The sequence below is a fragment of the Nostocoides sp. F2B08 genome (assembly GCF_009184895.1).
In the GTDB taxonomy this organism is placed as follows: domain Bacteria; phylum Actinomycetota; class Actinomycetes; order Actinomycetales; family Dermatophilaceae; genus F2B08.
Map to the genome: position 1 here is coordinate 169,107 of NZ_WESE01000004.1, position 21,148 is coordinate 190,254.

General features: G+C 72.2%; 19 protein-coding genes. 9 read left to right on the forward strand and 10 right to left on the reverse strand.

The window, feature by feature from the left end:
• The first annotated feature begins 17 nt into the window (after nucleotides 1-17).
• The 6 genes from GA707_RS10670 to GA707_RS10700 are packed head-to-tail and all read left to right on the forward strand — an operon-like array spanning nucleotide 18 to nucleotide 7,612.
• The gene (locus GA707_RS10670) at nucleotides 18-929 is read left to right on the forward strand and encodes an oxidoreductase (RefSeq protein ID WP_152178421.1); all 912 of its coding nucleotides are present in this window, start codon (nucleotides 18-20) and stop codon (nucleotides 927-929) included.
• Nucleotides 930-949: 20 nt separating this feature from the next.
• Nucleotides 950-2,068, forward strand: coding sequence for a polyprenyl synthetase family protein (locus GA707_RS10675; protein ID WP_152178422.1), 1,119 nt, complete (start codon nucleotides 950-952; stop codon nucleotides 2,066-2,068).
• Between the two features lie 9 nt (nucleotides 2,069-2,077).
• On the forward strand, nucleotides 2,078-3,553 hold the full coding sequence (locus tag GA707_RS10680; RefSeq protein ID WP_226963715.1) for an NAD(P)/FAD-dependent oxidoreductase: 1,476 nt from the start codon (nucleotides 2,078-2,080) through the stop codon (nucleotides 3,551-3,553).
• Between the two features lie 2 nt (nucleotides 3,554-3,555).
• Nucleotides 3,556-5,085, forward strand: coding sequence for an isopentenyl-diphosphate Delta-isomerase (idi, locus tag GA707_RS21275; protein WP_226963716.1), 1,530 nt, complete (start codon nucleotides 3,556-3,558; stop codon nucleotides 5,083-5,085).
• A 41-nt stretch (nucleotides 5,086-5,126) separates the two neighbouring features.
• A complete protein-coding gene (locus GA707_RS10695) occupies nucleotides 5,127-6,023 on the forward strand; it encodes a class I SAM-dependent methyltransferase (RefSeq protein WP_226963717.1) in 897 nt (298 codons plus the stop codon).
• Complete coding sequence (locus GA707_RS10700; RefSeq protein ID WP_152178424.1) at nucleotides 6,020-7,612, forward strand: FAD-dependent oxidoreductase; 1,593 nt, start codon at nucleotides 6,020-6,022, stop codon at nucleotides 7,610-7,612. The genes GA707_RS10695 and GA707_RS10700 overlap by 4 nt, the downstream gene beginning before the upstream one ends.
• Before the next feature lie 261 nt (nucleotides 7,613-7,873).
• Here the strand turns inward: GA707_RS10700 and ppk2 are convergent, their stop codons facing one another.
• Nucleotides 7,874-8,770 carry a polyphosphate kinase 2 gene (gene ppk2 / locus GA707_RS10705; RefSeq protein WP_152178425.1) on the reverse strand — a complete coding sequence of 299 codons (897 nt, stop codon included), beginning with the start codon at nucleotides 8,768-8,770 and terminating at the stop codon, nucleotides 7,874-7,876.
• Nucleotides 8,767-9,840: a succinylglutamate desuccinylase/aspartoacylase family protein gene (locus GA707_RS10710; protein ID WP_370460038.1), complete on the reverse strand. Its 1,074-nt coding sequence runs from the start codon at nucleotides 9,838-9,840 to the stop codon at nucleotides 8,767-8,769. The genes ppk2 and GA707_RS10710 overlap by 4 nt, the downstream gene beginning before the upstream one ends.
• A gap of 88 nt (nucleotides 9,841-9,928) precedes the next feature.
• On the opposite strand from GA707_RS10710, the gene GA707_RS10715 reads away from it, so the two are divergent.
• The gene (locus GA707_RS10715) at nucleotides 9,929-10,984 is read left to right on the forward strand and encodes a GNAT family N-acetyltransferase (RefSeq protein WP_193315282.1); all 1,056 of its coding nucleotides are present in this window, start codon (nucleotides 9,929-9,931) and stop codon (nucleotides 10,982-10,984) included.
• A gap of 7 nt (nucleotides 10,985-10,991) precedes the next feature.
• On the opposite strand, the gene GA707_RS10720 is transcribed toward GA707_RS10715, so the two are convergent.
• Nucleotides 10,992-11,480 (reverse strand): RimK/LysX family protein, encoded by a 489-nt coding sequence (locus tag GA707_RS10720; RefSeq protein WP_226963718.1) that lies wholly within the window; start codon nucleotides 11,478-11,480, stop codon nucleotides 10,992-10,994.
• 46 nt (nucleotides 11,481-11,526) lie between these two features.
• Here GA707_RS10720 and rimK point away from each other — a divergent pair, with 46 nt between their 5' ends.
• Entirely contained in the window at nucleotides 11,527-12,714 is a 1,188-nt protein-coding gene (gene rimK, locus GA707_RS10725) for a 30S ribosomal protein S6--L-glutamate ligase (protein ID WP_152178428.1), read from the forward strand.
• Between the two features lie 35 nt (nucleotides 12,715-12,749).
• Here rimK and GA707_RS10730 read toward each other — a convergent pair whose 3' ends face one another.
• The 3 genes from GA707_RS10730 to GA707_RS10740 all read right to left on the reverse strand — a co-directional run bounded on the left by GA707_RS10730 (nucleotide 12,750) and on the right by GA707_RS10740 (nucleotide 15,127).
• Nucleotides 12,750-13,631, reverse strand: coding sequence for a hypothetical protein (locus tag GA707_RS10730; protein WP_152178429.1), 882 nt, complete (start codon nucleotides 13,629-13,631; stop codon nucleotides 12,750-12,752).
• Nucleotides 13,632-13,641: 10 nt separating this feature from the next.
• Nucleotides 13,642-14,310, reverse strand: a complete 669-nt coding sequence (locus tag GA707_RS10735) for an LON peptidase substrate-binding domain-containing protein (RefSeq protein ID WP_152178430.1) — start codon at nucleotides 14,308-14,310, stop codon at nucleotides 13,642-13,644.
• Nucleotides 14,311-14,560: 250 nt separating this feature from the next.
• Complete coding sequence (locus tag GA707_RS10740; protein ID WP_152178431.1) at nucleotides 14,561-15,127, reverse strand: YceI family protein; 567 nt, start codon at nucleotides 15,125-15,127, stop codon at nucleotides 14,561-14,563.
• A gap of 117 nt (nucleotides 15,128-15,244) precedes the next feature.
• Between GA707_RS10740 and GA707_RS10745 the strand changes: the two genes are divergently transcribed.
• Complete coding sequence (locus GA707_RS10745; RefSeq protein WP_152178432.1) at nucleotides 15,245-15,700, forward strand: MarR family winged helix-turn-helix transcriptional regulator; 456 nt, start codon at nucleotides 15,245-15,247, stop codon at nucleotides 15,698-15,700.
• Between the two features lie 16 nt (nucleotides 15,701-15,716).
• On the opposite strand, the gene GA707_RS10750 is transcribed toward GA707_RS10745, so the two are convergent.
• The 4 genes from GA707_RS10750 to GA707_RS10765 form a co-directional block, all read right to left on the reverse strand.
• A complete protein-coding gene (locus tag GA707_RS10750; protein ID WP_152178433.1) occupies nucleotides 15,717-17,150 on the reverse strand; it encodes a YdiU family protein in 1,434 nt (477 codons plus the stop codon).
• A 98-nt stretch (nucleotides 17,151-17,248) separates the two neighbouring features.
• A complete protein-coding gene (locus GA707_RS10755) occupies nucleotides 17,249-18,544 on the reverse strand; it encodes an MFS transporter (protein WP_152178434.1) in 1,296 nt (431 codons plus the stop codon).
• Nucleotides 18,545-18,726: 182 nt separating this feature from the next.
• Entirely contained in the window at nucleotides 18,727-20,046 is a 1,320-nt protein-coding gene (locus GA707_RS10760) for a cytochrome P450 (protein ID WP_152178435.1), read from the reverse strand.
• Complete coding sequence (locus GA707_RS10765; RefSeq protein WP_152178436.1) at nucleotides 20,043-21,122, reverse strand: N-acetyltransferase; 1,080 nt, start codon at nucleotides 21,120-21,122, stop codon at nucleotides 20,043-20,045. Before GA707_RS10765 ends, GA707_RS10760 begins: the two co-directional genes overlap by 4 nt.
• Between the last annotated feature and the right edge of the window lie 26 nt (nucleotides 21,123-21,148).

Consider the following 21,148-nt stretch of genomic DNA (forward strand, 5'->3'; position numbering starts at 1 on the left):
GTGTTAGCGTCCCTGCCATGCAGGGAAACCGATGGACGGCAGGCGACCTGCCGGACCTCACCGGCCGGACCGCGGTCGTGACCGGTGCCACGTCGGGCATCGGGCGGGAAACCGCTCTCGCGCTCGCCGGGCACGGTGCCCGGGTGCTGCTCGCGGTCCGCAACACGCAGGCCGGCGCCGAGCTGGCCCGGGAGCTGCCGGGCAGCTCCGACGTCGTGCGGCTCGACCTGGCCTCCCTCGACTCGGTTCGGGACTGCGCGCAGAGCATCACCGAGCCGATCGACCTCCTCGTCAACAACGCCGGCGTGATGACCCCGCCCCGCCGCCGCCTGACCGACGACGGCTTCGAGCTGCAGTTCCAGACCAACCACCTCGGGCACTTCGCCCTGACCGGGCTGCTCCTCCCGCGACTGCTGGAGACGCCGGCGCCACGGGTGACGACCGTCTCGTCGATCGCCCATCGGGGCGGCACCCGCGAGCTCGTCGACGGCAACCTCACCGGGGCCTACAACCCCCAGACCGCCTACGGCAACAGCAAGCTCGCCAACCTCCTCTTCGCCCTCGAGCTGCAGCGCCGGGCCGTGGCGGCCGGCTCGACGCTCACCTCGACAGCCGCACACCCCGGGGTCACCGCGACCAACCTCGTCGCGAGTCCCGACGGCCTCGGCTCGATCCCGTTGCTCGGGGTCCTGAGCCGGCCCCTGACCAGGCTGTTCCTCCCGAGCGCGGCGCACGGTGCCGAATCCACGTTGTATGCGGCTACCGTTGCAGGACCGGGGTCCTACACCGGGCCCACGGGCATGCGCGAGACCCGTGGTCCGATCGGACCCGCCGCACTCAGTCCCCTGGCCCGGGACGCCGACCTCGCCGCCGACCTCTGGCGGGTCAGCGAGGAGCGCACCGGCGTCCGATACGAACAACTCGCCTGAGGGAGAGCCGAACACTGGTCATGCACCACCGCACCGATCCGGCACCGGCTCCGGAGATCGCCGCCGTCACTCCGGCGAGCACCTTCCGGGCCGTCGATGCCGTGCTCGATCGCACCTTCGCCGAGATGGCGGACCTGCTCGTCGAGGCCGGCGCCCGGGACCCGCGCGGCGTCGACGAGGCCGGTCTCGGCATCGATGCCGTCCGCGAGCTGGCCCAGCGCAGCGCCAACCACGGCAAGCGGGTCCGGCCGCTGCTGGCCCACTGGGGATGGGTCGTCGCGGACGGCGAGCGCACCGGGTCCGCCGACGGGCTCGCCCGCCTCGGCGCGGCGCTCGAGCTGCTCCACCTGTTCGCGCTCATCCAGGACGACGTCATGGACCGCTCCGACACCCGGCGCGGCGAGGCGACCCTCCACGTCGTCGCCGCCACCGCCCACGAGGTGCACGGCGGCCTCGGCGACCCGGTGCTCTTCGGGGACTCGGTCGCGACCCTCGTCGGGGACCTCGCCCTGAGCGAGGCGACGATTCTCGGTCTCGGCATCAGCGCGAGGGTGAGCCGGGCCTGGCGCCTGATGACGCTCGAGCTCGTCGAGGGGCAGCTGCTCGACATCACGCATACGGCGGACCGCCGCCACGACCACGACACGGCGCGACGGATCAGCCGGCTCAAGACCGGTCGCTACACCGTCACCCGCCCGCTCCAGCTCGGCGCGCTCGTCGCGGGTGCGACGGACGAGGTGCTCGCCCCCCTGACCGAGTGGGGGGACCTCGTCGGAGACGCCTTCGGCCTGCGGGACGACGTCATCGGCGTGTGGGGCGACCCCGCGGTCACGGGCAAGCCCGCCGGGGACGACCTGCGCAACGGCAAGCCCACGGCTCTGCTCGTCTGGGCCGAGTCCCTCCTTCCGAGCCGCCACCACGACCTGCTCCAGCGGTGCGCCGCCGGGGCGCTGCGGCCGCACGAGGTCGACCGGCTCGCGGACGCGATGCTCCGGTGCGGCGTCCGTGACCGCGCCGAGGAGGAGATCGACGGACTGGTCCGCGCCGCCGACGCGACGGCCGCCCGCCTCCCCACCACCCCCGAGGTGCGACACGAGCTGGATGCGGTCGCACAGTCCATCGCCTGGCGATCCCTGTAGGAGCCCCTGTTGCGCACCATCGTCATCGGTGCCGGCCTCGCCGGACTGTCCGCTGCCTGCCACCTCGCCGGGGACGGACACGAGGTCGTCCTCCTCGAGCGTGACCCCATCGTCGGCGGTCGGGCCGGTCGTCTCGACCTGGGCGGCTTCCGCTTCGACACCGGCCCGGTCGTCATGACCATGCCCGAGCTGCTCGACGACGCGATCCGCGCCGCCGGGTCCGAGCCGGCGGATCTGATCCGCATGGATCGCCTCGACCCGGCCTACCGCGCCGTCTACCACGACGGCAGCGAGCTCGAGATCGCCGCCGACATGGCCGAGCTGCGTCGTCGCATCGAGGACGGCTTCGGCCCGGAGAACGCCGCCGGGTTCGACCGGTTCCACGCCTGGCTCGAGGAGCTCTACACCGTCGAGTTCGAGCCGTTCGTCAACACCAACATCGACTCACCCCTCGACCTGGTCCGCAGCCCGCTCACCGCCGCGAAGCTGCTCCGGCTGCGAGGGCTCGGGAGCCTCGACAAGGTCGTCTCCTCGTTCTTCACCGACGACCGCCTCGTGAAGATCTTCAGCTTCCAGGCGCTCTACGCCGGCATCGCCCCCGCCGACGCCCGCGCCGTCCTCGCCGTCATCACCTACATGGACAGCGTCCGCGGCGTGTTCTACCCCGAGGGCGGGATGCACGCCATCCCGAGCGCGCTGCAGACCGCCGCCGAGAAGGGCGGCGTCACCGTCCACACCGGCGTCTCCGTCGAGGCGATCCTGCGCCGCTCCGACGGCGCCGTCGCCGGCGTTCGGACCGCGGACGGGGAGAGGATCCACGCGGACGCCGTCGTCTGCACGCTCGACCTGCCCGTCGCATACGAACGGCTCCTCCCGGACCTGCCCGCCCCCCGGCGCCTGAAGCGGGGCGCCTACTCCCCCTCGGCCGTCGTGTGGCACGTCGGCGCGAGCGGCCGGCCGGCGCCGCACGTGCGCCATCACAACATCCACTTCGGCCGGCAGTGGTCGGAGGCCTTCGAGGCGCTCATCGACCGCGGCACCCTCATGCCCGACCCGTCGCGGCTCGTCACGGTGCCCAGCGTGTCCGACCCGACCGCCGCACCGGACGGCCACACCTCGATGTACGTCCTCGAGCCGGTGCCGCACACCGGCGCCGGGCTCGACTGGTCGACCGAGGGCCCGGCCCTGCGCGAGCGGCTGCACAACGCCCTCGCCGAAGGGGGATATCCCACAGATGTTGTCGTCGAGGCCCTCGTCACGCCCGATGACTGGGAAGGTATGGGTATGCACCTCGGCACTCCGTTCGCCCTCGCGCACACCTTCTTCCAGTCCGGGCCGTTCCGCCCGGCCAACCACGAGCGTCGCGTGCCCGGCCTGGTTTTCGCCGGCAGCGCCACGACGCCCGGCGTCGGCATCCCGATGGTGCTGATCAGCGGTCGCCTCGCCGCGGAGCGGGTGGCCGAGTACGCCCGCGGGACGCGCTGAACGTGGCGAGGGGAGACCAGGCGGCCCCGGACGGAGCCGCCGACCTCGCGGCAGGCTACCGCCAGTGCGCCCGGATCACCCGGGACCACGGCACGACGTACTACTGGGGCGCCCGGATGCTGCGGCGCCGGTCGCGACACCACGTCTACGCGGTGTACACGCTCGCCCGGCTCGCCGACGACATCGTCGACAGCGCCGGTCCGACGCCCGGCCCGGAGACCGCCGCCGAGCTGACGGCGTTCGAGCAGAAGTTCTGGACCGCGCTCGACGCCGGCACCGACCCGGACCCGGTCATGGCCGCCATCGTCACCTCGGTGCGCGAGGCCCGGATCGACCCCGAGTGCTTCGAGCGCTTCTTCGGCGCGATGCGGATGGACCTGACCGTCGGCACCTATGAGACATGGGCCGATCTGCTCGGGTACATGGAGGGCAGCGCCGCCGTGATCGGCGAGATGATGCTGCCCGTGCTCCAGCCCGGACCCGGTGCCCGCGACGCCGCCCGCAGCCTCGGTCTGGCGTTCCAGCTGACGAACTTCCTTCGGGACGTCGGCGAGGACCTCGACCGCGGGCGGGTCTACGTGCCGCAGGAGGACCTCCGCCGTTTCGGCGCCGACCCCCACGCGAGGGAGGTCGACGACGCGTGGCGGGCCCTGATGGCCTTCGAGATCGAGCGCAACAGGCGCCTCTACCGCGAGGCCGACGAGGGCATCCCTCTCCTCGGCGGCGCCGCGCGGCGGTGCGTCGCCACCGCCCGCGTGCTCTATGCCCGCATCCTCGAGCTCATCGAGGAGGCCGACTACGACGTGTTCTCCGACCGGCTCCGGGTCCCGACGCGCGACAAGGCGCTGCTCGCCGGCCGCATGCTCGCCAGCCCGCGTCCGATGACGCTCGTCCAGCGCGACCGGGCCGCGACCCCGCCGAGCACCGCGGCCTGGAACGACGCACCCGTCGTCCTGCTCACCGACGACGGCGAGTCCGCGGGGATGGCGGCGAAGTCCGCGGTCCACCACGACGACACCCCACTCCACCTCGCCTTCTCCTGCTATGTCGTCGACGACGACGGCCGGGTGCTCATCACCACCCGGGCCGCGGACAAGCCGAGCTTCCCCTCCGTCGTGACGAACTCCTTCTGCGGCCACCCCCTCCCCGGGGAGCCGCTCGTGGCGGCCGTGCGCCGCCGCGCCGAGACCGAACTCGGCGTGCGGGTCGAGCGACCGCGTCTGGTCCTGCCGCACTTCCGGTACCGGGCGACCTCGAGCAGCGGGCTCGTCGAGCACGAGCTCTGCCCGGTGTATGCGGCGCGCGCCGAGAGCACGGACCTGCACCTCGACCCGAGTGAGGTCTCCACGGGCGAGTGGGTGCCGTGGGCCCAGTTCAGCGCCGACGTCCTGGACGGACGGCGGGAGGTCTCGCCCTGGTGCGCCGAGCAGGTCGCCCAGCTCGTGACCCTCGGCGCCGACCCGCTCTCCTGGCCGGAGGCCTCGGACGCCGATCTTCCCCCCGCCGCCCGATCTCTCACCGAGGTGACGTGATGGACGACGACCTGCAGCCCGCCCCGTCAGGAGAGCAACCCATGACCACGTCCATGTCGTCGTCCGCATCGTCGGACCCCGGCTCAGCCGTGACCCACACCGGTGTCGCGCCCAACGGTGTGTCGACCAACGGGTCGGCGCAGAACGGATCCGCGCCCAACGGCGCGGCGGTCGCCAACGGCTCCCTGCTCAAGGTCCCCGCGTGGCGGCTGGCGGACGCCTTCGACCGGGCGGCGCCGTCCTACGACGCGATGGTCGCGCTCTCCCCCGGGTACCACGAGCAGCTGCGCCGCTCAGCGCAGGCGCTGATGTCCCGGGCGGCCCTTCCCGTGGACCGGCCGATGCGGGTCGCCGACCTCGGGTGCGGCTCGGGTGCGTCGACGGCCGCGCTGCTCGATGCGGCCAGGTCGGCGGGCGCGGGCACAGCGTCGGGCGCGAACGACCCGGTCGTCACCGGCGTCGACGCCTCCGCGGGAATGCTGGCGGAGGCGGCGCGCAAGTCCTGGCCCGACTCGGTCAGCTTCGTCGAGACCGACGCGCTCAGCTGGCTCCGCGCCCAACCGGCGGCCAGCCTCGATGCGGTGCTCGCCGCATACCTCCTGCGCAACGTGACCGAGCGGGACGCGATCGTCGCCGAGCTGGCGCGCGTCCTCGTGCCCGGCGGCGCGGTCGCTCTGCAGGACTACTCGGTCGCGGGGCGACCGCTCGCCGGAGCGCTGTGGGCCGGGGTGTGCCATGCGGTGATCATCCCGCTCGCGGTCATCAACCGGAGCGATGTGCCCCTGCACCGCTACCTCTACCGGAGCGTGCGCGACTTCGACAGCGTCGAGGTCATCCACGACCGCCTGACCCGGGCGGGCCTCGCGGACCCTCAGCACGTGCGCCACTCCGGCTGGCAGCGCAGCATGGTCCATACGCTCACAGCTGTGGCGCCGTGAGCCGGCCCGCACCGTACCGCCCCGGCCGCGACGCCCGGGCGGTCTTCCACCCGCCGCCCGCGCCCACGGGCGCTGTGCGGCTGACGACACGCGAGGACACCCCGCACGTCGTCGTCGTCGGCGGGGGCATCGCAGGCCTGGCGGCGGCCACCGCCCTGTCCGAGCGGGGGGCCGACGTGACCCTGATCGAGCGTGAGGAGAGCCTCGGCGGACGGGTCCGCGCCTGGCCGATCACGCTGCCGGACGGCTCGTCGGCGCAGATGAGCCGGGGCTTCCACGCGTTCTTCCGGCAGTACTACACGCTGCGGGCGCTGCTGCGCCGGGTGGATCCCGAGCTGTCGGCGCTCACCCCGCTCGAGGACTACCCGCTCGTGCGCGACGGCGGCGGGTCCGACTCGTTCGCCGGGATCCCGCGGACGCCGCCGTGGAACCTCGTCGAGTTCGTCCGGCGCAGCCCGAGCTTCACCGTCGAGGGACTGCGCGGGGTCGACATCCCGGCCGCCCTCGGCCTCCTCGACGTCGACTTCCCGCAGACGTTCTCCGACTACGACGGCGTCAGCGCCGCCCAGCTGCTCGACGACCTGCGCTTCCCGGAGGACGCGCGCCACCTCGCGCTCGAGGTCTTCGCACGCAGCTTCTTCGCCGACCCGCGCGAGTTCTCGGCGGCCGAGCTGCTCGGGATGTTCCACACGTACTTCGTCGGGTCCGCCGAGGGGCTGCTGTTCGACGTTCCCGACGACGACTACGACGCCACCTTGTGGGGGCCGCTCGGCGAGCACCTCGAGCGCAACGGCGTGACGATCCGCCGCGGCACCGAGGTGACGGCGGTGCGCGGGACCGATGGCGGGGTGCGGGTCGAGACCGCGACCGGCGAACCGCTCGAGACCGATGCGGTCGTCCTCGCTCTCGACCCGCCCGCCCTGCGCCGCATCGTCGCCCGGCTCGACGGTGTCGCCGACGACACGGCAGGGCTTGCGTGGCGCGATCAGGTCGCTGCCATCCGCTCCGCGCCCCCGTTCGTCGTGTGGCGGATCTGGACCGAGGAGCCGGTGCATGCCGACCGGCCCCCGTTCCTCGGCACGAGCGGCTACGGCCCGGTCGACAACGTCTCCGCCGTGCACCTGTTCGAGGGCCACGCCCGCGAGTACGCCCGCCGCACCGGTGGTGCGGTCGTCGAGGTGCACGCGTATGCGGTGCCCACCGCCGCCGACCCCGCCACCCACGCGGAGCTCAAGGAGACGCTGCGGCGCGAGCTCGCGCGGATCTGGCCCGAGACGGACGGCATGACGGTCGTGCACGAGGAGTGGCTCGTGCACGACGACTGCGTGCTCGTCGGGCTCGAGCCGTGGGCCGACCGAGCGGGCGTGACGACTCCCGACCCGCGGCTCGTGCTCGCCGGCGACGCCGTGCGTGCAGACCTGCCCGTGGCGCTCATGGAGCGCGCGGCGGTCACCGGCGTCCAGGCCGCCGACCATCTGCTCGCGTCCTTCGGCCGGACCGGCCACGGCGTGTGGAGCGTGCCCACGTCGTCGCGGCTCGGACCGTGGCCGGGCCGGATGCGCCGGCTGCTCGAGCGCGTCACCCGCTGAGGTTCGCCAGGTCGGTCACGCGGTGCCGAACGCGGGCAGCACACCCCGCCTGACACCACACCCCCACTGACCCCACCACCGCGTGGTGCCGAACGCGGGCAGCACACCCCGCCCGACACCACACCCCCACCGACCCCACCACCGCGTGGTGCCGAACGCGGGCAGCACACCCCGCCCGACACCACACCCCCACCGACCCCACCACCGCGTGGTGCCGAACGCGGGCAGCACACCCCGCCTGACACCACGCGGCGCCCTATGTCAGTCGCCGACGGCCGTCTTCGCTCGCCGGACGATCTTGTCGTCCGCCGGATAGACGACGGAGTCGTCGCGGCCGGCGTAGTCGAACTGGTTGAGGTAGGCGCGCATCGCGTTGACCCGGCCGCGCTTCTTGTCGTTGCTCTTGATCGAGAGCCACGGGGCATACCGCTTGTCCGTGCGCTCGAACATCGCCTCCTTGGCGGCGGTGTAGGCCTCCCACTTGTCCAGGCTCTCGAGGTCCATCGGTGAGAGCTTCCACCGACGGACCGGGTCGATCTGGCGGATCGCGAAGCGGGTGCGCTGCTCGTCCTGCGTCACCGAGAACCACAGCTTGGTCACCGTGATGCCGGCCTCGATGAGCATCCGCTCGAAGGTCGGCGCCTGTCCCATGAACACCTCGTACTCCTCGTCGGTGCAGAACCCCATCACCCGCTCGACCCCGGCCCGGTTGTACCAGGACCGGTCGAACAGCACCATCTCGCCGCTCGTGGGCAACCGCTGGATGTAGCGCTGGAAGTACCACTGCCCGTGCTCGGTGTTCGACGGCTTCGTCAGCGCCACGACCCTCGCCGCGCGCGGGTTGAGATGTTCCATGAACCGCTTGATCGTCCCGCCCTTGCCGGCGGCATCCCGACCCTCGAAGACGATGACGTGCTTGTGCCCCTCGTCCTCGGACCAGTACTGGAACTTGAGCAGCTCGACCTGCAGCTTGTACTTCTCCTGCTCGTACTCCTCGCGGTCCATGAGCTCGTCGTAGGGATAGTCCTCCCGCCACGTCTCGACCGCGCTCCCATCGGGGCGGAGCAGGATGGCGTCCTCGCCCTCGCGGTTGCCGACGGTGTACCCCTCCTCCTTGAGCGAGTCGATGTACTCCCGCAGGCCCATCTTCTGGGTCATGGCTGCTCCTTGTTCCGTTCCACTGCCGCGGCCTCGTCCGGTGCCGCGAGTTCCGTTGGGTCGGAGACGTCCTCGCCGGTCGACGTCTCGACAGGCCGTTCCACCTCGGCGATGTGCACGATCGCGTCGCCCCGGTTGACCAGGGGCGCCTCGGTGCGGCCGATGACGATGCCGTCACGGTCGGCGCGGACGACCCGCAGCGTCCGGCCGAAGGAGTTGGTCAGCGACCCGAGGCGGTCCCTCTCGCGCACGACGTCGCCGAGCTCGACCTCGGTGTGCAGGATGCCGGTCGTCGTCGCCCGCACCCATCCGCTGCGGCGGCTGACGAGCGAGGGCGTCTCCGGGGCCGGTGGCGCGACGCCGGGGTCGACCATGTCGAGATGCGCCAGCACCCGCAGGACCCCGTCCACGGCCGCCTCGACCGCCCAGTCGTCCATCCGCCAGGCCTCACCGCCCTCGTAGAGGAGCACGCGGGCACCCCGCTCGCGTGCGGCGTACCGGAGCGACCCGTCCCGCAGCCGAGCGTGGTACATGACCGGGGCGTGGAACGCCTCGGCGAGCGCCCGGGTCTCGGGATCGTCCAGATCGCACCGGATCTGGGGCAGGTTGGACCGGCGGTCGGAGCCGGTGTGGAGGTCGATTCCGACACTGCACTTGTCGACGACCTCGGTCATCATCAGATGTGCGATTCGGGCGGCGAGCGAGCCGCGCGCCGATCCGGGGAAGCTGCGGTTGAGATCCCGGCGGTCCGGCAGGTAGCGCCGGCCGGCGGTGAACCCGAAGACGTTGACGATGGGCACCGCGATGAGGGTCCCCCGCAACGTGCGCGCCGAGAGTCGGCTCATCACCTGACGCACGACCTCGACCCCGACGACCTCGTCGCCGTGGATCGCCGCGTCGATCCACGCCGTGGGCCCGTCCTCGCGACCGTGGATCACGCGAACCGGAAGGCTCACCGTCGTCCCGGTGACGAGTGTCGTGATCGGGATCTCGAGCTCGCGGCTGTGGCCGGGCCGCACCCGGATGGACCCGATGCCGAACGAAGGGCGCGGGGTCCGGCGGGGGCTCACGCGTTCATCCTGCCACCCGCACCGCGTCCGGATCCGCAGCCGCGGGAATTCGCTTGCCCTTCGCGGGGACCGGCCACAGGATGAGGCGATGGAGGACGAGGCGGCAACGATCACGGACCAGACCACCGCATACCCGCTGCGCACCGAGCGGCTCGTGCTGCGCCCGGTGCGCGAGGGGGACATCGATCCGCTGACGGCATACCGCAACGACCCGCAGGTCGCAGCGCTGCAGGACTGGGAGCTGCCCTACCCGCGGGAGCGGGCCGAGCGGCTCGTGGCCGAGCACGCCGGTCGGGTGGACATCACACCGGGCACGGGGACGCAGATCGGGATCGAGCGCGACGGCCGGCTCATCGGCGACGTCTACGTCGGGCTGCACGAGCACGGCGGGGTGGCCGAGATGGGCTTCACCCTGGCGAAGGAGCACCAGGGTCAGGGGTATGCGGTGGAGGCCGTCTCCGCGGTCGTCGCCGACCTCGTGGGTCGCCTCGGCGTCCACCGGGTCTTCGCCCAGCTCTCACCGCTCAACGAGGCCTCGGCGCGGGTGCTCGAGCGGGCCGGGTTCGAGTTCGAGTCACTCGCTCCCCGCTCGTTCTGGTGGCGTGGGACCTGGGACGACAACCTCGTCTACGCCCTGAGCGCCGAGGGGTGGCGGGAGTGGCGGGACCGACCGAGGCAGGCTCCGCGCGAGGTCAGACTGGTCGAGCTCACCGACGACAACGAGTGGGCGCACCGGAGTGTGCGGACCCATCGATCGCAGCAGAGGTTCGTCGCCCCGGTCGCGCAGTCGTACGGCGACGCGATGTTCGGGGAGGAGGACGGGAGGCGGGTAGCGGCAGTGCTCCGGGGCATCGAGGCCGACGGCGAACGGGCTGGGTTCGTCATGTGGACCGATGTCGACCCGGCCGTCGCCGAGCCGTACCTCTGGCGGCTCCTCATCGACCGTCGCCACCAGCACCGCGGCATCGGGGCGCGCGTCATGGGCATGATCGTCGAGCACCTGCGCGAGCAAGGGCACCGTACGCTGCGGACGAGCTGGGTGCAGGCCAAGGGTGGGCCCGAGCCCTTCTACCTCCGGCTCGGGTTCGTGCCCACCGGTGAGTACGACGACGGGGAGGCCGTCGCGCGGCTGCGGCTGGAGTAGGGCGCGCCTAGGCCCGGCCCCAGTTCCTCCGCCGCGTCGACCGCTTGGGGCGGGGACCCGCATACGACTGCCGCGCATCGACGAGGAAGCCCTGGGCGAGCGCCTCGCGGCCGATGAGCATCCGGAACCCCATCTCGTCCCGGTCGGTGAGCGTCACCTCCGCGGTGATGCGGCGGCGAGCCAAGGTCATCCGCAGCTGCACGACGTAGCGCTCCTCGACGTGACCCGAGGAGCTGCGCACGGGGCGCCGGTCGAGCACGGGGAGGTCGACCGGAACCGCGTCCTCGTCGCTCGCCTGCCACGGGTGGATGTGGAAGCGCACCCGGCGCTCGCCGTCGAGCACGTACTCCTGCAGGTCGAAGGCGTGCAGTGAGGAGGTCTTGGCGCCGGTATCGACCTTGGCCTTGACCCACGGCACGCCCAGGGCGCTCATCCGCACCCACTCCCGCCACCCGACCACCGTCGCCCCGGTCGGTACATTGGACGGCGCAGTCACGGCCCCATCCTGTCATCCGCTCGCCCACTCCCCCGTCAGGTCCTTCATGAAGCTTGCGATCCTCTCGCGTGCCCTCCGGTCCTACTCGACGCAGCGTCTGCGCGCCGCCGCCCTCGACCGCGGGCACCAGGTGAAGGTGCTCAACACGCTGCGATTCGCGATCGACCTGTCCGGGCCGGAGCCGGACCTGCACTTCCGCGGCCGGCCGCTGTCGACCTATGACGCCGTGCTGCCGAGGATCGGCAACTCGGTGACGTACTTCGGCACGGCGGTCGTGCGCCAGTTCGAGCAGATGGACGTCTACACGCCGAACACCGCCAACGGCATCGCCAACTCCCGGGACAAGCTGCGCGCGACCCAGATCCTGTCCCGGCACAACATCGGGATGCCCGCGACCGCGTTCGTGCGCAACCGGGCCGACGTCATTCCCGCGATTGAGATGGTCGGTGGTGCGCCCGTCGTCATCAAGCTCCTCGAGGGCACCCAGGGGATCGGCGTGATCCTCGCCCCGGAGCTGAAGATCGCCGAGGCGATCATCGAGACGCTGCACGGCACGAACCAGCAGGTGCTCATCCAGGCGTTCGTCAAGGAGAGCCGGGGTCGAGACATCCGCGCGATCGTCGTCGGCGACCGGGTCGTGGCGGCGATGCGGCGGGTGGCACAGGGCGACGAGTTCCGCTCGAACGTGCACCGCGGAGGGTCGGTCGAGGCGGTCACCCTCGACCCGGCCTATGAGGAGGTGGCGGTGCGGTCGGCGCAGATCATGGGGCTGCGGATCGCCGGCGTCGACATGCTCGAGGGCAGCGACGGCCCCCTCGTCATGGAGGTCAACTCCTCACCCGGCCTCGAGGGCATCGAGTCGGCCACCCGGCTCGACGTCGCCGGGGCGATGATCGACTACATCGCCGACCAGGTCGGCTTCCCCGAGATCGACGTGCGGCAGCGACTGACGGTCTCGACGGGCTACGGCGTGGCCGAGCTCGTCGTCCACGCCGGTGCGGACCTCGTCGGCAAGACGCTCGGTGAGTCGGGGCTGCGGGACCGCGACATCAGCGTGCTCACCCTCCATCGGGGCACGACGGTCATGCCGAACCCTCGCGGCAACCGCAAGCTCGAGGACGGCGACCGACTGCTCTGCTTCGGCAAGCTCGACGAGATGCGCGACCTCATCCCGGACCGCAGGCGCCGTCGCCGTCGGGTCAAGAAGCTGCCGAAGCAGCCGATCCACGACTGACCCGGCACACCGCCGAATGTGTCCGGGCCGTCGCCTCAGCCCGCGCCGAGTCGCTCGGCGAGCATCGCGGCGAGGCGGTCCAGCTGCTCGACGTGCGCGTCGTCCCCGTCGCTCTGGAGCACCGCGGGGCCGACGGCGTCGCTGATGACGGCCACCGCATACCCGTCCAGCAGGCCCATCTGCCGGGTCTCCGTCGTCGGCGTCAGCCAGCCGCCCTTGACCGCCGCCGCCCCGACGCCGCCCAGCCCCCAGCTCTGCGACTCGACCGGCTGCATCGCCGCGATGAGGTATGCGCTGGTCGCCGGAGAGACCACCTCACCCCGGGCGAGGGCCGCCATGAACAGCACCTGGTCCTCCACGCGCCACTCCATCGTCCCCTCGCGGTCCGCCGGCGCGATGGTGCGCTCGTCACCGACGGAGCGCAGGATCGCGGTCATCCGCTCCCCGCGGTCACCGCTGATCGCGCGACGCATCGCCAGCAGCGAGTCCATGTCCGACTCGCTCAGGGCGCGGGCGACCCACGCGCGCTGCTGCTCGTCGAGGCGGGTCGGGTCCCCGTCGACGACGTCCTCGAGGAAGGCCGCCGCGACGAGCACCTTCGACGTGGACCAGGCGCGCTGGCGCGTCACCGACCCCTCGAGGACGACGGCGCCCGGGTCGTCGACGGGCGTGAACGCCCACGCGTTGGCCGTATCGCCGACGAGCGAGGGCTCGCTCCGCTCGGTCGGCGTCGCCCGGGTCGGCGTGGGCGTAGGCGTGGTCGGCGTCGTGGTCGACTGCGCGGGCGTCTGGCTCACCGGCACCTCCGTGGTCGCGGATCTCTGGGTCGACGTCGGCGCGTCGGCGGGCGTGGCGCACCCGGCCAGCGCCAAGCCCACGGCGAGGGTCGCCGCGAGGGCCGGCCCGCGCATACGCACTCTGGACAGACTAGTTCCGGCTCGGGGGCGCGAAGTTCTGCCGGTCGGTGGGCGCCAGCCGCAGCCCGCCGACCAGCAGCGCCTCTCGGCGGAGCAGGCGGGTGACGAGACGCAGGCGCCGGACCGGATCAGCTTCGTCGAGCACGGCCTGACGGTCGGACACCGGCAGCGCGGCGGACGTGGCGAGCTGGTAGGCGAGACGGGCCGGCGGTGCCCCCGCGACGGGGTCGTCGTCGTCGCCGACCGCGATGACGTACTCGTCGTATGCGCGGGTCGCCTCGGCCGCTGCCCGCGCCAGCTCCTCGGGGTCGGCTGCCGAGTCCTCCAGCCAGGTGACCTCGCCGACGTAGTAGGGGGTGTCGGTGGCGTCGAAGGACTCGAGGCGGAACCGGTCCGACCCGACCGTCTCGATGACGAGGACGACGCCGGTGGGGCCGCCCTGGGCGCTGCGGATGCTGGTCAGCCGTGCCGTGGTGCCGGTCGGGGCGAGGACGGGGTGGCCATCGGCGCCGACCTCGTTGCCGCGCTGGAGGGAGACGACCCCGAACACCCGCTCGCGGGGCTGTCGCTCGGCGAGGTCGCGCAGCAGCTGCACGTATCGCGGCTCGAAGACCTGCAGCGGCAACGGCGAGCCGGGGAAGAGCACCGTCCCGAGGGGGAAGAGCGGCAACCTGGCCATACCCCACCGTAGGCCCGTGCACGCCTGTGGGAGACGCTTCCTCCGCTACGGGACCCTTGCTCCGCCGAACCCGAGGAGCAATATCGGTCGCGCGTCGGAGGTTTTGTCGCCCGGGAGAGCAGCTGTCCAACGCAGGAGCGACCGTCGCGCCGGCCCTCCCCCGACACAGCACAGCGCCCGGGGCCGTTCGGGCCCGGGCGCTGCGTCGAGGAGGACCGGCGATGCGGTCGGAGTCCTGATCGGGGTGGGATCAGGCGGTCTTGATCGCGGAGATGTCGAACTCGAGGGTGACCTTCTCGCTGACCAGGACGCCACCGGTCTCGAGCGCGGCGTTCCAGGTCAGGCCGAAGTCCTTGCGGTTGACGACGGTCGAGCCGGAGAAGCCGGCGCGGGCGTTGCCGAACGGGTCGGTCGCGGCACCGTCGAAGGTGAAGGGGATGGTCACCGACTTGGTCGTGCCCTTGATGGTGAGGTCGCCGGTGAGGTCGAAGGAGTCGTCACCGGTCTTGGCGACGGAGGTGGAGACGAAGGTGATCTTCGCGTGGTCCTCGGTGCCGAAGAAGTCGTTGCTGCGCAGGTGGGCGTCGCGGTCGGCGCTGCGGGTGTCGACACTGTTGGCGTCGATCTCGACCTCGACGCGCGAGTCGGCGAGGGACTCGCCGACGACGGCGGTGCCGGAGTAGTCGTTGAACGCGCCGCGGACCTTGGTCACCATCGCGTGGCGGGCGACGAAGCCGACGCTCGAGTGCGAGGTGTCGATGGTCCAGGTGCCCTGGAGGGTGTCGAGGGTGGTGGGGGTGATGGCCTCGGTGCTCATGGGAGTTCCTTTCGGAGGTGTTCTGGTTGTCCTGGGTGGAGGTCCAAGTGGTTGACCTGTCACCTACATAGTGCACCAAGGTTTGATGATGTGTCAACTATTCCGTATGCTGGACACATGACGGAATGGCTCACCCCCGACCAGCAGCGCGCCTGGCGCGCGCTCCTCGGCATGAACACCCAGCTGCACGCCCACCTCGCCAAAGCGCTGCAGGACTCAAGTGACCTCTCGTACGCCGACTTCGCCGTTCTCGTCCAGCTGACCGACGCCCCCGACGGCCGGGCCCGGATCTCCGAGCTCGCCGACCTACTGCAGTGGGAGCGCAGCCGTCTCTCGCACCACCTCAAGCGAATGGAGGCGCGCGGTCACATCGAGCGCAGCAGCTGCCCCGAGGACGGCCGGGGCTCGTACGTCGCCGTGACCCCGGTGGGTCGCGCGGCCATCGAGCAGGCCGCTCCGGCTCATGTCGAGCACGTCCGCGCCCTCCTCTTCGAGGGGATGAGCGACGGGGAGATGCACGCGCTCACCGACATCAGCGAGCGCGTGATGGACCGCCTCTCCCGCGTCCCGTGACCGGGACCGTTCCCAGTCAGGTCCCGCAGAAGGTCACGTAGGTCGCCGCGAACCGCTCCGGCGCCGGCTCCGCGTAGCGCTCGAGCCCCGGACGTTCCACGAACGGCTCGCGCAGGACGGCGACGAGCTCGTCGAAGGGCCGCAGGTCGCCCTGTCTTGCTGCGTCCAGGGCCGCTTCGACCAGGTGGTTCCGCGGGATGTATGCGGGGTTCACCGCGTCCATCGTCGCTGCCGTCTCCTCGGGCCGGGTGAGCAGCGGACGCCACGCGTCGACCCAGTCCTCGAGGCCCACCGGAGCCCCACCGTCGCGCACTGAGCGCGACAGCGACCGGAACGTCCCGGTGAAGTCGAGCGACCGACGGCGCATCGTCTCGAGCAGCGAGCCGACGAGCCGGTCGACCTCGTCGGTGTCGGTCACGTGTCCCAGCCCGAGCTTGCGGGACATGTGTGCTCGGAAGGCCACCGCATACCTCTCGGCGAAGCCGTTGACGCGCTCGGTGGCGGTCTCGACCGCCTCGTCCGGGTCGCCCCCGACGAGCGGGAGGAGCGACTCGGCCAGGCGGGCGAGGTTCCACCCGGCGATGGAGGGCTGGGCGGAGTACCGGTAGCGGCCCGCGGTGTCGATGGAGCTGTAGACGGTGTCGGGGTCGTAGCGGTCCATGAAGGCACACGGTCCGTAGTCGATCGTCTCTCCCGACAGGGCCATGTTGTCCGTGTTCATGACCCCGTGGATGAAGCCGAGCGACATCCACTGCGCGATGAGGTCCGCCTGGCGAGCAGCGATCTCGTCCCACAAGCCCCAGACGTCGCCGGGTTCGAGGTGCGGATAGTGCCGCCGACGGACGTAGTCGACCAGGTCCCGGAGCTGCTCGACCGAGCCCTGGGTGCGGACCAGCTCCAGCGTCCCGACCCGCAGGTGCGAGTCGGCGACGCGAGTGAGCACCGCCCCCCGTTCGGGGCCGTTGTCGCGCCAGACCTGCTCACCCGTCGCGGCCGCCGCCAGAGCCCGGGTCGTCGGGACGCCGAGCGCGGACATCGCCTCGCTGACGATGACCTCGCGGAGCACCGGCCCGATCGCGGCACGCCCGTCCCCACCGCGGGAGAAGACCGTCCGCCCCGAGCCCTTGAGCGCGATGTCGCGCCGCCGGCCGGCGCGGTCGACCACCTCGCCGAGCAGGTGCGCGCGTCCGTCCCCCAGGCGCGGGCTGAAGAAGCCGAACTGGTGCCCGGCGTAGGCCTGGGCGACCGGCTCCGCCCCCTCCGGAACGGCGCTGCCGGCGAGGACCCGCACCCCGTCCGGCCCGGCCAGCCACCCCGGGTCGAGCCCGAGATCCTCGGCGAGACTCTCACCCAGGTAGAGCAGGGTCGGTTCGGGGACGGGAACGGGCGCCATGGCCGCTCCCAACCACGGCAGGTCGCGGGCGTAGGTGTTGTCGAAGCCCCAGTTCATCCCTCCAGGGTGCCACTGCGCGCCGAGAGCGGCTGACGGCCGCGGACCCGAGGTGGCTGGGATGTCGGACGCCGTGGGATCGATGGGGATCGAGTGCGTCAGCCGCTGCGCTCGTTCGCGAGGGCGTCGAGCGAGCGGGGGAGGCGACGCATCCGGCTGAGCGGAGAGAGCAGGACGGGCGCGGAGGAGACGAGACCCAGGAGCGCGCCGATCCACATGGTCGTCAGGGCGCCGAACGCCTCGCCGAGCACGCCCGAGAGGAACGCCGCGACCGGGATGGGCCCCCAGACGAGGAACCGGATCGAGCCGTTCATCCGACCCAGCAGTCGCGGCGGACACAGGCGCTGACGGAAGCTGACCTGGTTGACGTTGTAGACGACGATCAGCCCACCGCTGAGGAACACGCCGACCAGCAGCACCGGCATCGGGGAGGCCACCGACGCCGACAGTGGCACGGTGAGCATGGCGGTCGAGGCAGCGAGGAGCGAGAGCGGGATGACCCGGCCCTCGCCGACCAGGCGGCCCAACCGGTCCGAGCCCACCGCGCCGAGGATCCCGCCCATCGCCATGACGCTGAAGAGGAGCCCGAGGTCGGTCTCGTTGATGCCCAGTTCCCGGAGGGCGAACAGGACGAACAGGGTCGTGGTCACCGCACTGGCGAAGTTCGACAGGCCGGTCGATGCGACGATCCGGACCAGGATCGGGTGGCGGACGACGAAGGCGAGGCCGGCGCGGATCTCCTGCACGAGCGGCTCGCGGGTGGCTGGGTTCGGGCGGGCCGAGGGGGTTCGCACACGACTGACGAAGAGCGCGGACAGTCCCATGCAGACCGCGGTGACCCCGACGGCCCACGGCCCGCCGACGACCCGGACCAGCCACGCGGCGACCGTCGGGCCCGCGACCCGGGCGGTCTGCTGGCTCGCGCTGAGCTTGGCGTTGCCCTCGGAGATCTGCTCGGGGGGCACGATCTCGGGAAGGTAGGACTGGTTCGCGACGTCGAAGAACACGGTGATGCAGCCGACGAGGAACACGACGACGTAGAGCTGGGTCATCGACAGCACGTCCAGCATCCAGGCCGCAGGGAGGGTGAGCAGCACTGCGGCGCGCAGCAGGTCCCCGCGGATGATCACGTGCTTCTTGCGCATCCTGTCGACCCACGCGCCGGCGGGCAGGCCGATGAGGAGGAAGGCCAGCATCTGGGCCGTCGCGAGCAGCCCCATCTGGAACTCCGTCGCGGCCAGCGCCGTGACGGCGATGATCGGCACGGCGAACCCGACGATCTCCACGCCGAACACGGAGACGGTGTCACCCATCCAGACCTGGCGGAAGTCGTGGTGCCGGAACAGGGTGGTGCCCCGACCCGGCACGACGGCAGGATCGTGGGCCGAGGTCATGACACCACTATGGGCCGTTTCGCCGGGAACGGCGCGCCGAACGCACCGATCGGACGGTTCCGGACGGCGTCGTTCCTCACGCCGACCCGGGCCGGTGACCCGCGACGGACGGTTGAGCGGTGGCTATGGGCGACGATGACCACCGCTGAGCCGTCCGTCGCGCGCAGGAGGTGTCGCCGTCCTCAGCCGCTGCGGACGGGTGCGCCGAGCGCGGCGGGGAGCACCGCATACCCCCGCAGGACCCGGGTGCCGCGGCGACGGGCGCCGGGCGTGAGGTCCAGGTCGGGGTAGCGCCCGAACAGCGTGCGCAGCCCGACCTCGCCCTCCATCCGGGCGAGCTGGGCGCCCAGGCAATGGTGCCGGCCGGCGGAGAAGGCGAGATGGTCGCGCGCGTTCGCCCGGGCGACGTCGAAGCGGGCGGGCTCGGGGAAGACCTGCGGGTCGCGGTTCGCGCCCCCGAGCACGGTGAGGACCGCCGCACCCGCCCGCACCCGGCGCCCGGCGAAGGTCGTGTCGCGCACGGCGAACCGCCCGGTGAACAGGACCGGCGGGTCGACCCGCAGCGCCTCGTCGGCGGCGTTCGCCCAGAGCTCGGGCTCGTCATGCAGCCGGTCGAGCTCGCCGGGGTTCTCGGTGAGCAGGACGATCGCGTTGCCGAGCAGGTTGACCGTCGTCTCGAAGCCCGCGACGAGGACGAGTCCCGCCGTCGAGCGCAGCTCGAGGTCGGTGAGCGCGACACCGTCCTCGCTCGCGCGGGCCAGATGATGCAGCAGCGAGTCGCCGGGCTCGCGGCGCACCCGTTCGAGGTGCTCGCCGAGCCACCGGTCGAAGTCGCGCAAGGCCCCGTCGACGACGCGGTACTCCCGCCACGGCAGCCCCAGGTCGAGGCTGGCTGCGCCGGTCGAGCCGAGCCGCAGGACGAGGTCTCGGTCGTGCTCGGGGACGCCGAGGATCTCGCAGATCACGGTGAGCGGCAGGCGGCTGCAGTATGCGCGCACCAGGTCCACCGGCGCCGCGCCGGCCGGCATCCGGTCGAGGAGGTCCGCGGCGATCTCCTCGGTCCGGTGACGCAGGGCGAGCACGGCCCGGTGGGTGAAGACCTTCGTCACGAGGCGGCGGTAGCGGGTGTGGTCCGGGGGTTCGGTGACGAGCAGCGACGGCGGCTGCATGGGGTTGATCCAGCGCGAGGCCGACAGGCGGTTGAGACGTTCCATCGAGCCGCGCGCGTCGGGTGCTCCGGTGCGGAAGTCCGGCGAGGACAGCACCTCCTTGCACACGGCGTGGTCGGCGGTGACGTACGCGAGACCGGAGCGCACGAGCGGGCCGGCCGCGCGGACCTCCTCGACGATCGGCCAGACCTCGTCGGCCCGGCCGTGCATGGCGGTCATGACGAGCCGTCCGTGGAGGTCGCCCCGGCGGGCGGCCCGCCGGAAGATCAGGTCCGGGATGCCGTGGGCCAGCCCCCAGCGCACGACCTGGCGTGCCTGGTCACCGGGCCTCACGACGGCTCGCCATCCGGGCCCGGTTCACCCCGCTGAGCCGGCGCGTCGACAGCGAGGTTGCGGTGCCAGGACTGGGTCCGGTACGTCGTCTCCCAGCCGAGCGACGCATACAGCCCGTCGGCCCCGGTCGGGCTGTCGGCGTCCACCTCCAGACCGACCCGGCCCCGGCCCCGCTCGGCCGCGTCCGCGATGACCGTGTGCAGGAGCGCCTTGGCCACGCCACGGCCCCGGGCTCGGCGATGGACGCCGATGTAGTCGACGTAGCTCCCCTCCCGCCCGGAGGCGTCGGGACCGATCACCGACGAGACGAGCGCCCCCGCGGGCAAGGTCCCCTCGTCGGTCTCGACGGTGGCCAGCCACCAGTGGTCCCACCGGTGCCCGGCGTCCTCGCGCAGGCGCATGACGAACTCCGGGAAGCTCTCCCGGTAGGAGCTGAAGTGGTCGGCGAAGGACTCCTCGAGCACCTGGTGGACGGCCTGCAGGTCCTGGGCCACGGGGAGACCGTCGGGGTGCTGCTCGACGCGGCGCACGGTGACGCCCTCCCGCGGACCGGGCATGGAGTGCGCCTCCTCGGCGCCGACCGGGCGGGACATCTGCAGCCACGTGCGCACGTGCTCGTAGCCGGCCTCGAGGAGGAAGCGCTGCTGGCGCTCGTCGGACTCGTAGGCACCGGAGTCGAGGACGGTCCACCGCAGCGTGCGCATCGCGGCGATGTCACGGGCATAGCGCTCGGCCGCTCGGAACAGCTCGGCCGCGAGCTCGTCCGCTGCACCGGCGGCGAGGTCGGGGTCGACGAGGAGGTCGACGATGGTGCGCCCGGCGGCCCGGTCGTGGACCGACAGCCACGCGACGATCCGGCTCGAGGAGCGCTCGCGGACCAGCGCCTGACGGCGGGTCCAGGAACCGATGCCGGTGAGCGTGGTCAGAACCCCTTCCTCGCTCGCCGACGACGAGCCCTTGCCACGGCGCTCGTGCTCGGCGAGGAGGGTCGCCACCTCGGCCGCATCGTCCGCGCGAGGGCGGGCCGCCGTGTAGTCCTCGGGAAGTCCGGCGATGTCGACGTCCTCGGCGCGCATCCCACAACTCTGTCACCCCGCCACCC

What these genes read in the sequence shown, in the direction of transcription:
- GA707_RS10740 (WP_152178431.1), bottom strand. Translation starts at nt 15,127, where the DNA reads ATGAGCACCGAGGCCATCACCCCCACCACCCTCGACACCCTCCAGGGC.
- GA707_RS10755 (WP_152178434.1), bottom strand. Translation starts at nt 18,544, where the DNA reads ATGACCTCGGCCCACGATCCTGCCGTCGTGCCGGGTCGGGGCACCACC.
- GA707_RS10765 (WP_152178436.1), bottom strand. Translation starts at nt 21,122, where the DNA reads ATGCGCGCCGAGGACGTCGACATCGCCGGACTTCCCGAGGACTACACG.
- ppk2 (WP_152178425.1), bottom strand. Translation starts at nt 8,770, where the DNA reads ATGACCCAGAAGATGGGCCTGCGGGAGTACATCGACTCGCTCAAGGAG.
- rimK (WP_152178428.1), top strand. Translation starts at nt 11,527, where the DNA reads ATGAAGCTTGCGATCCTCTCGCGTGCCCTCCGGTCCTACTCGACGCAG.
- GA707_RS10735 (WP_152178430.1), bottom strand. Translation starts at nt 14,310, where the DNA reads ATGGCCAGGTTGCCGCTCTTCCCCCTCGGGACGGTGCTCTTCCCCGGC.
- GA707_RS10675 (WP_152178422.1), top strand. Translation starts at nt 950, where the DNA reads ATGCACCACCGCACCGATCCGGCACCGGCTCCGGAGATCGCCGCCGTC.
- GA707_RS10695 (WP_226963717.1), top strand. Translation starts at nt 5,127, where the DNA reads ATGACCACGTCCATGTCGTCGTCCGCATCGTCGGACCCCGGCTCAGCC.
- GA707_RS10745 (WP_152178432.1), top strand. Translation starts at nt 15,245, where the DNA reads ATGACGGAATGGCTCACCCCCGACCAGCAGCGCGCCTGGCGCGCGCTC.
- GA707_RS10670 (WP_152178421.1), top strand. Translation starts at nt 18, where the DNA reads ATGCAGGGAAACCGATGGACGGCAGGCGACCTGCCGGACCTCACCGGC.
- GA707_RS10715 (WP_193315282.1), top strand. Translation starts at nt 9,929, where the DNA reads ATGGAGGACGAGGCGGCAACGATCACGGACCAGACCACCGCATACCCG.
- GA707_RS10750 (WP_152178433.1), bottom strand. Translation starts at nt 17,150, where the DNA reads ATGAACTGGGGCTTCGACAACACCTACGCCCGCGACCTGCCGTGGTTG.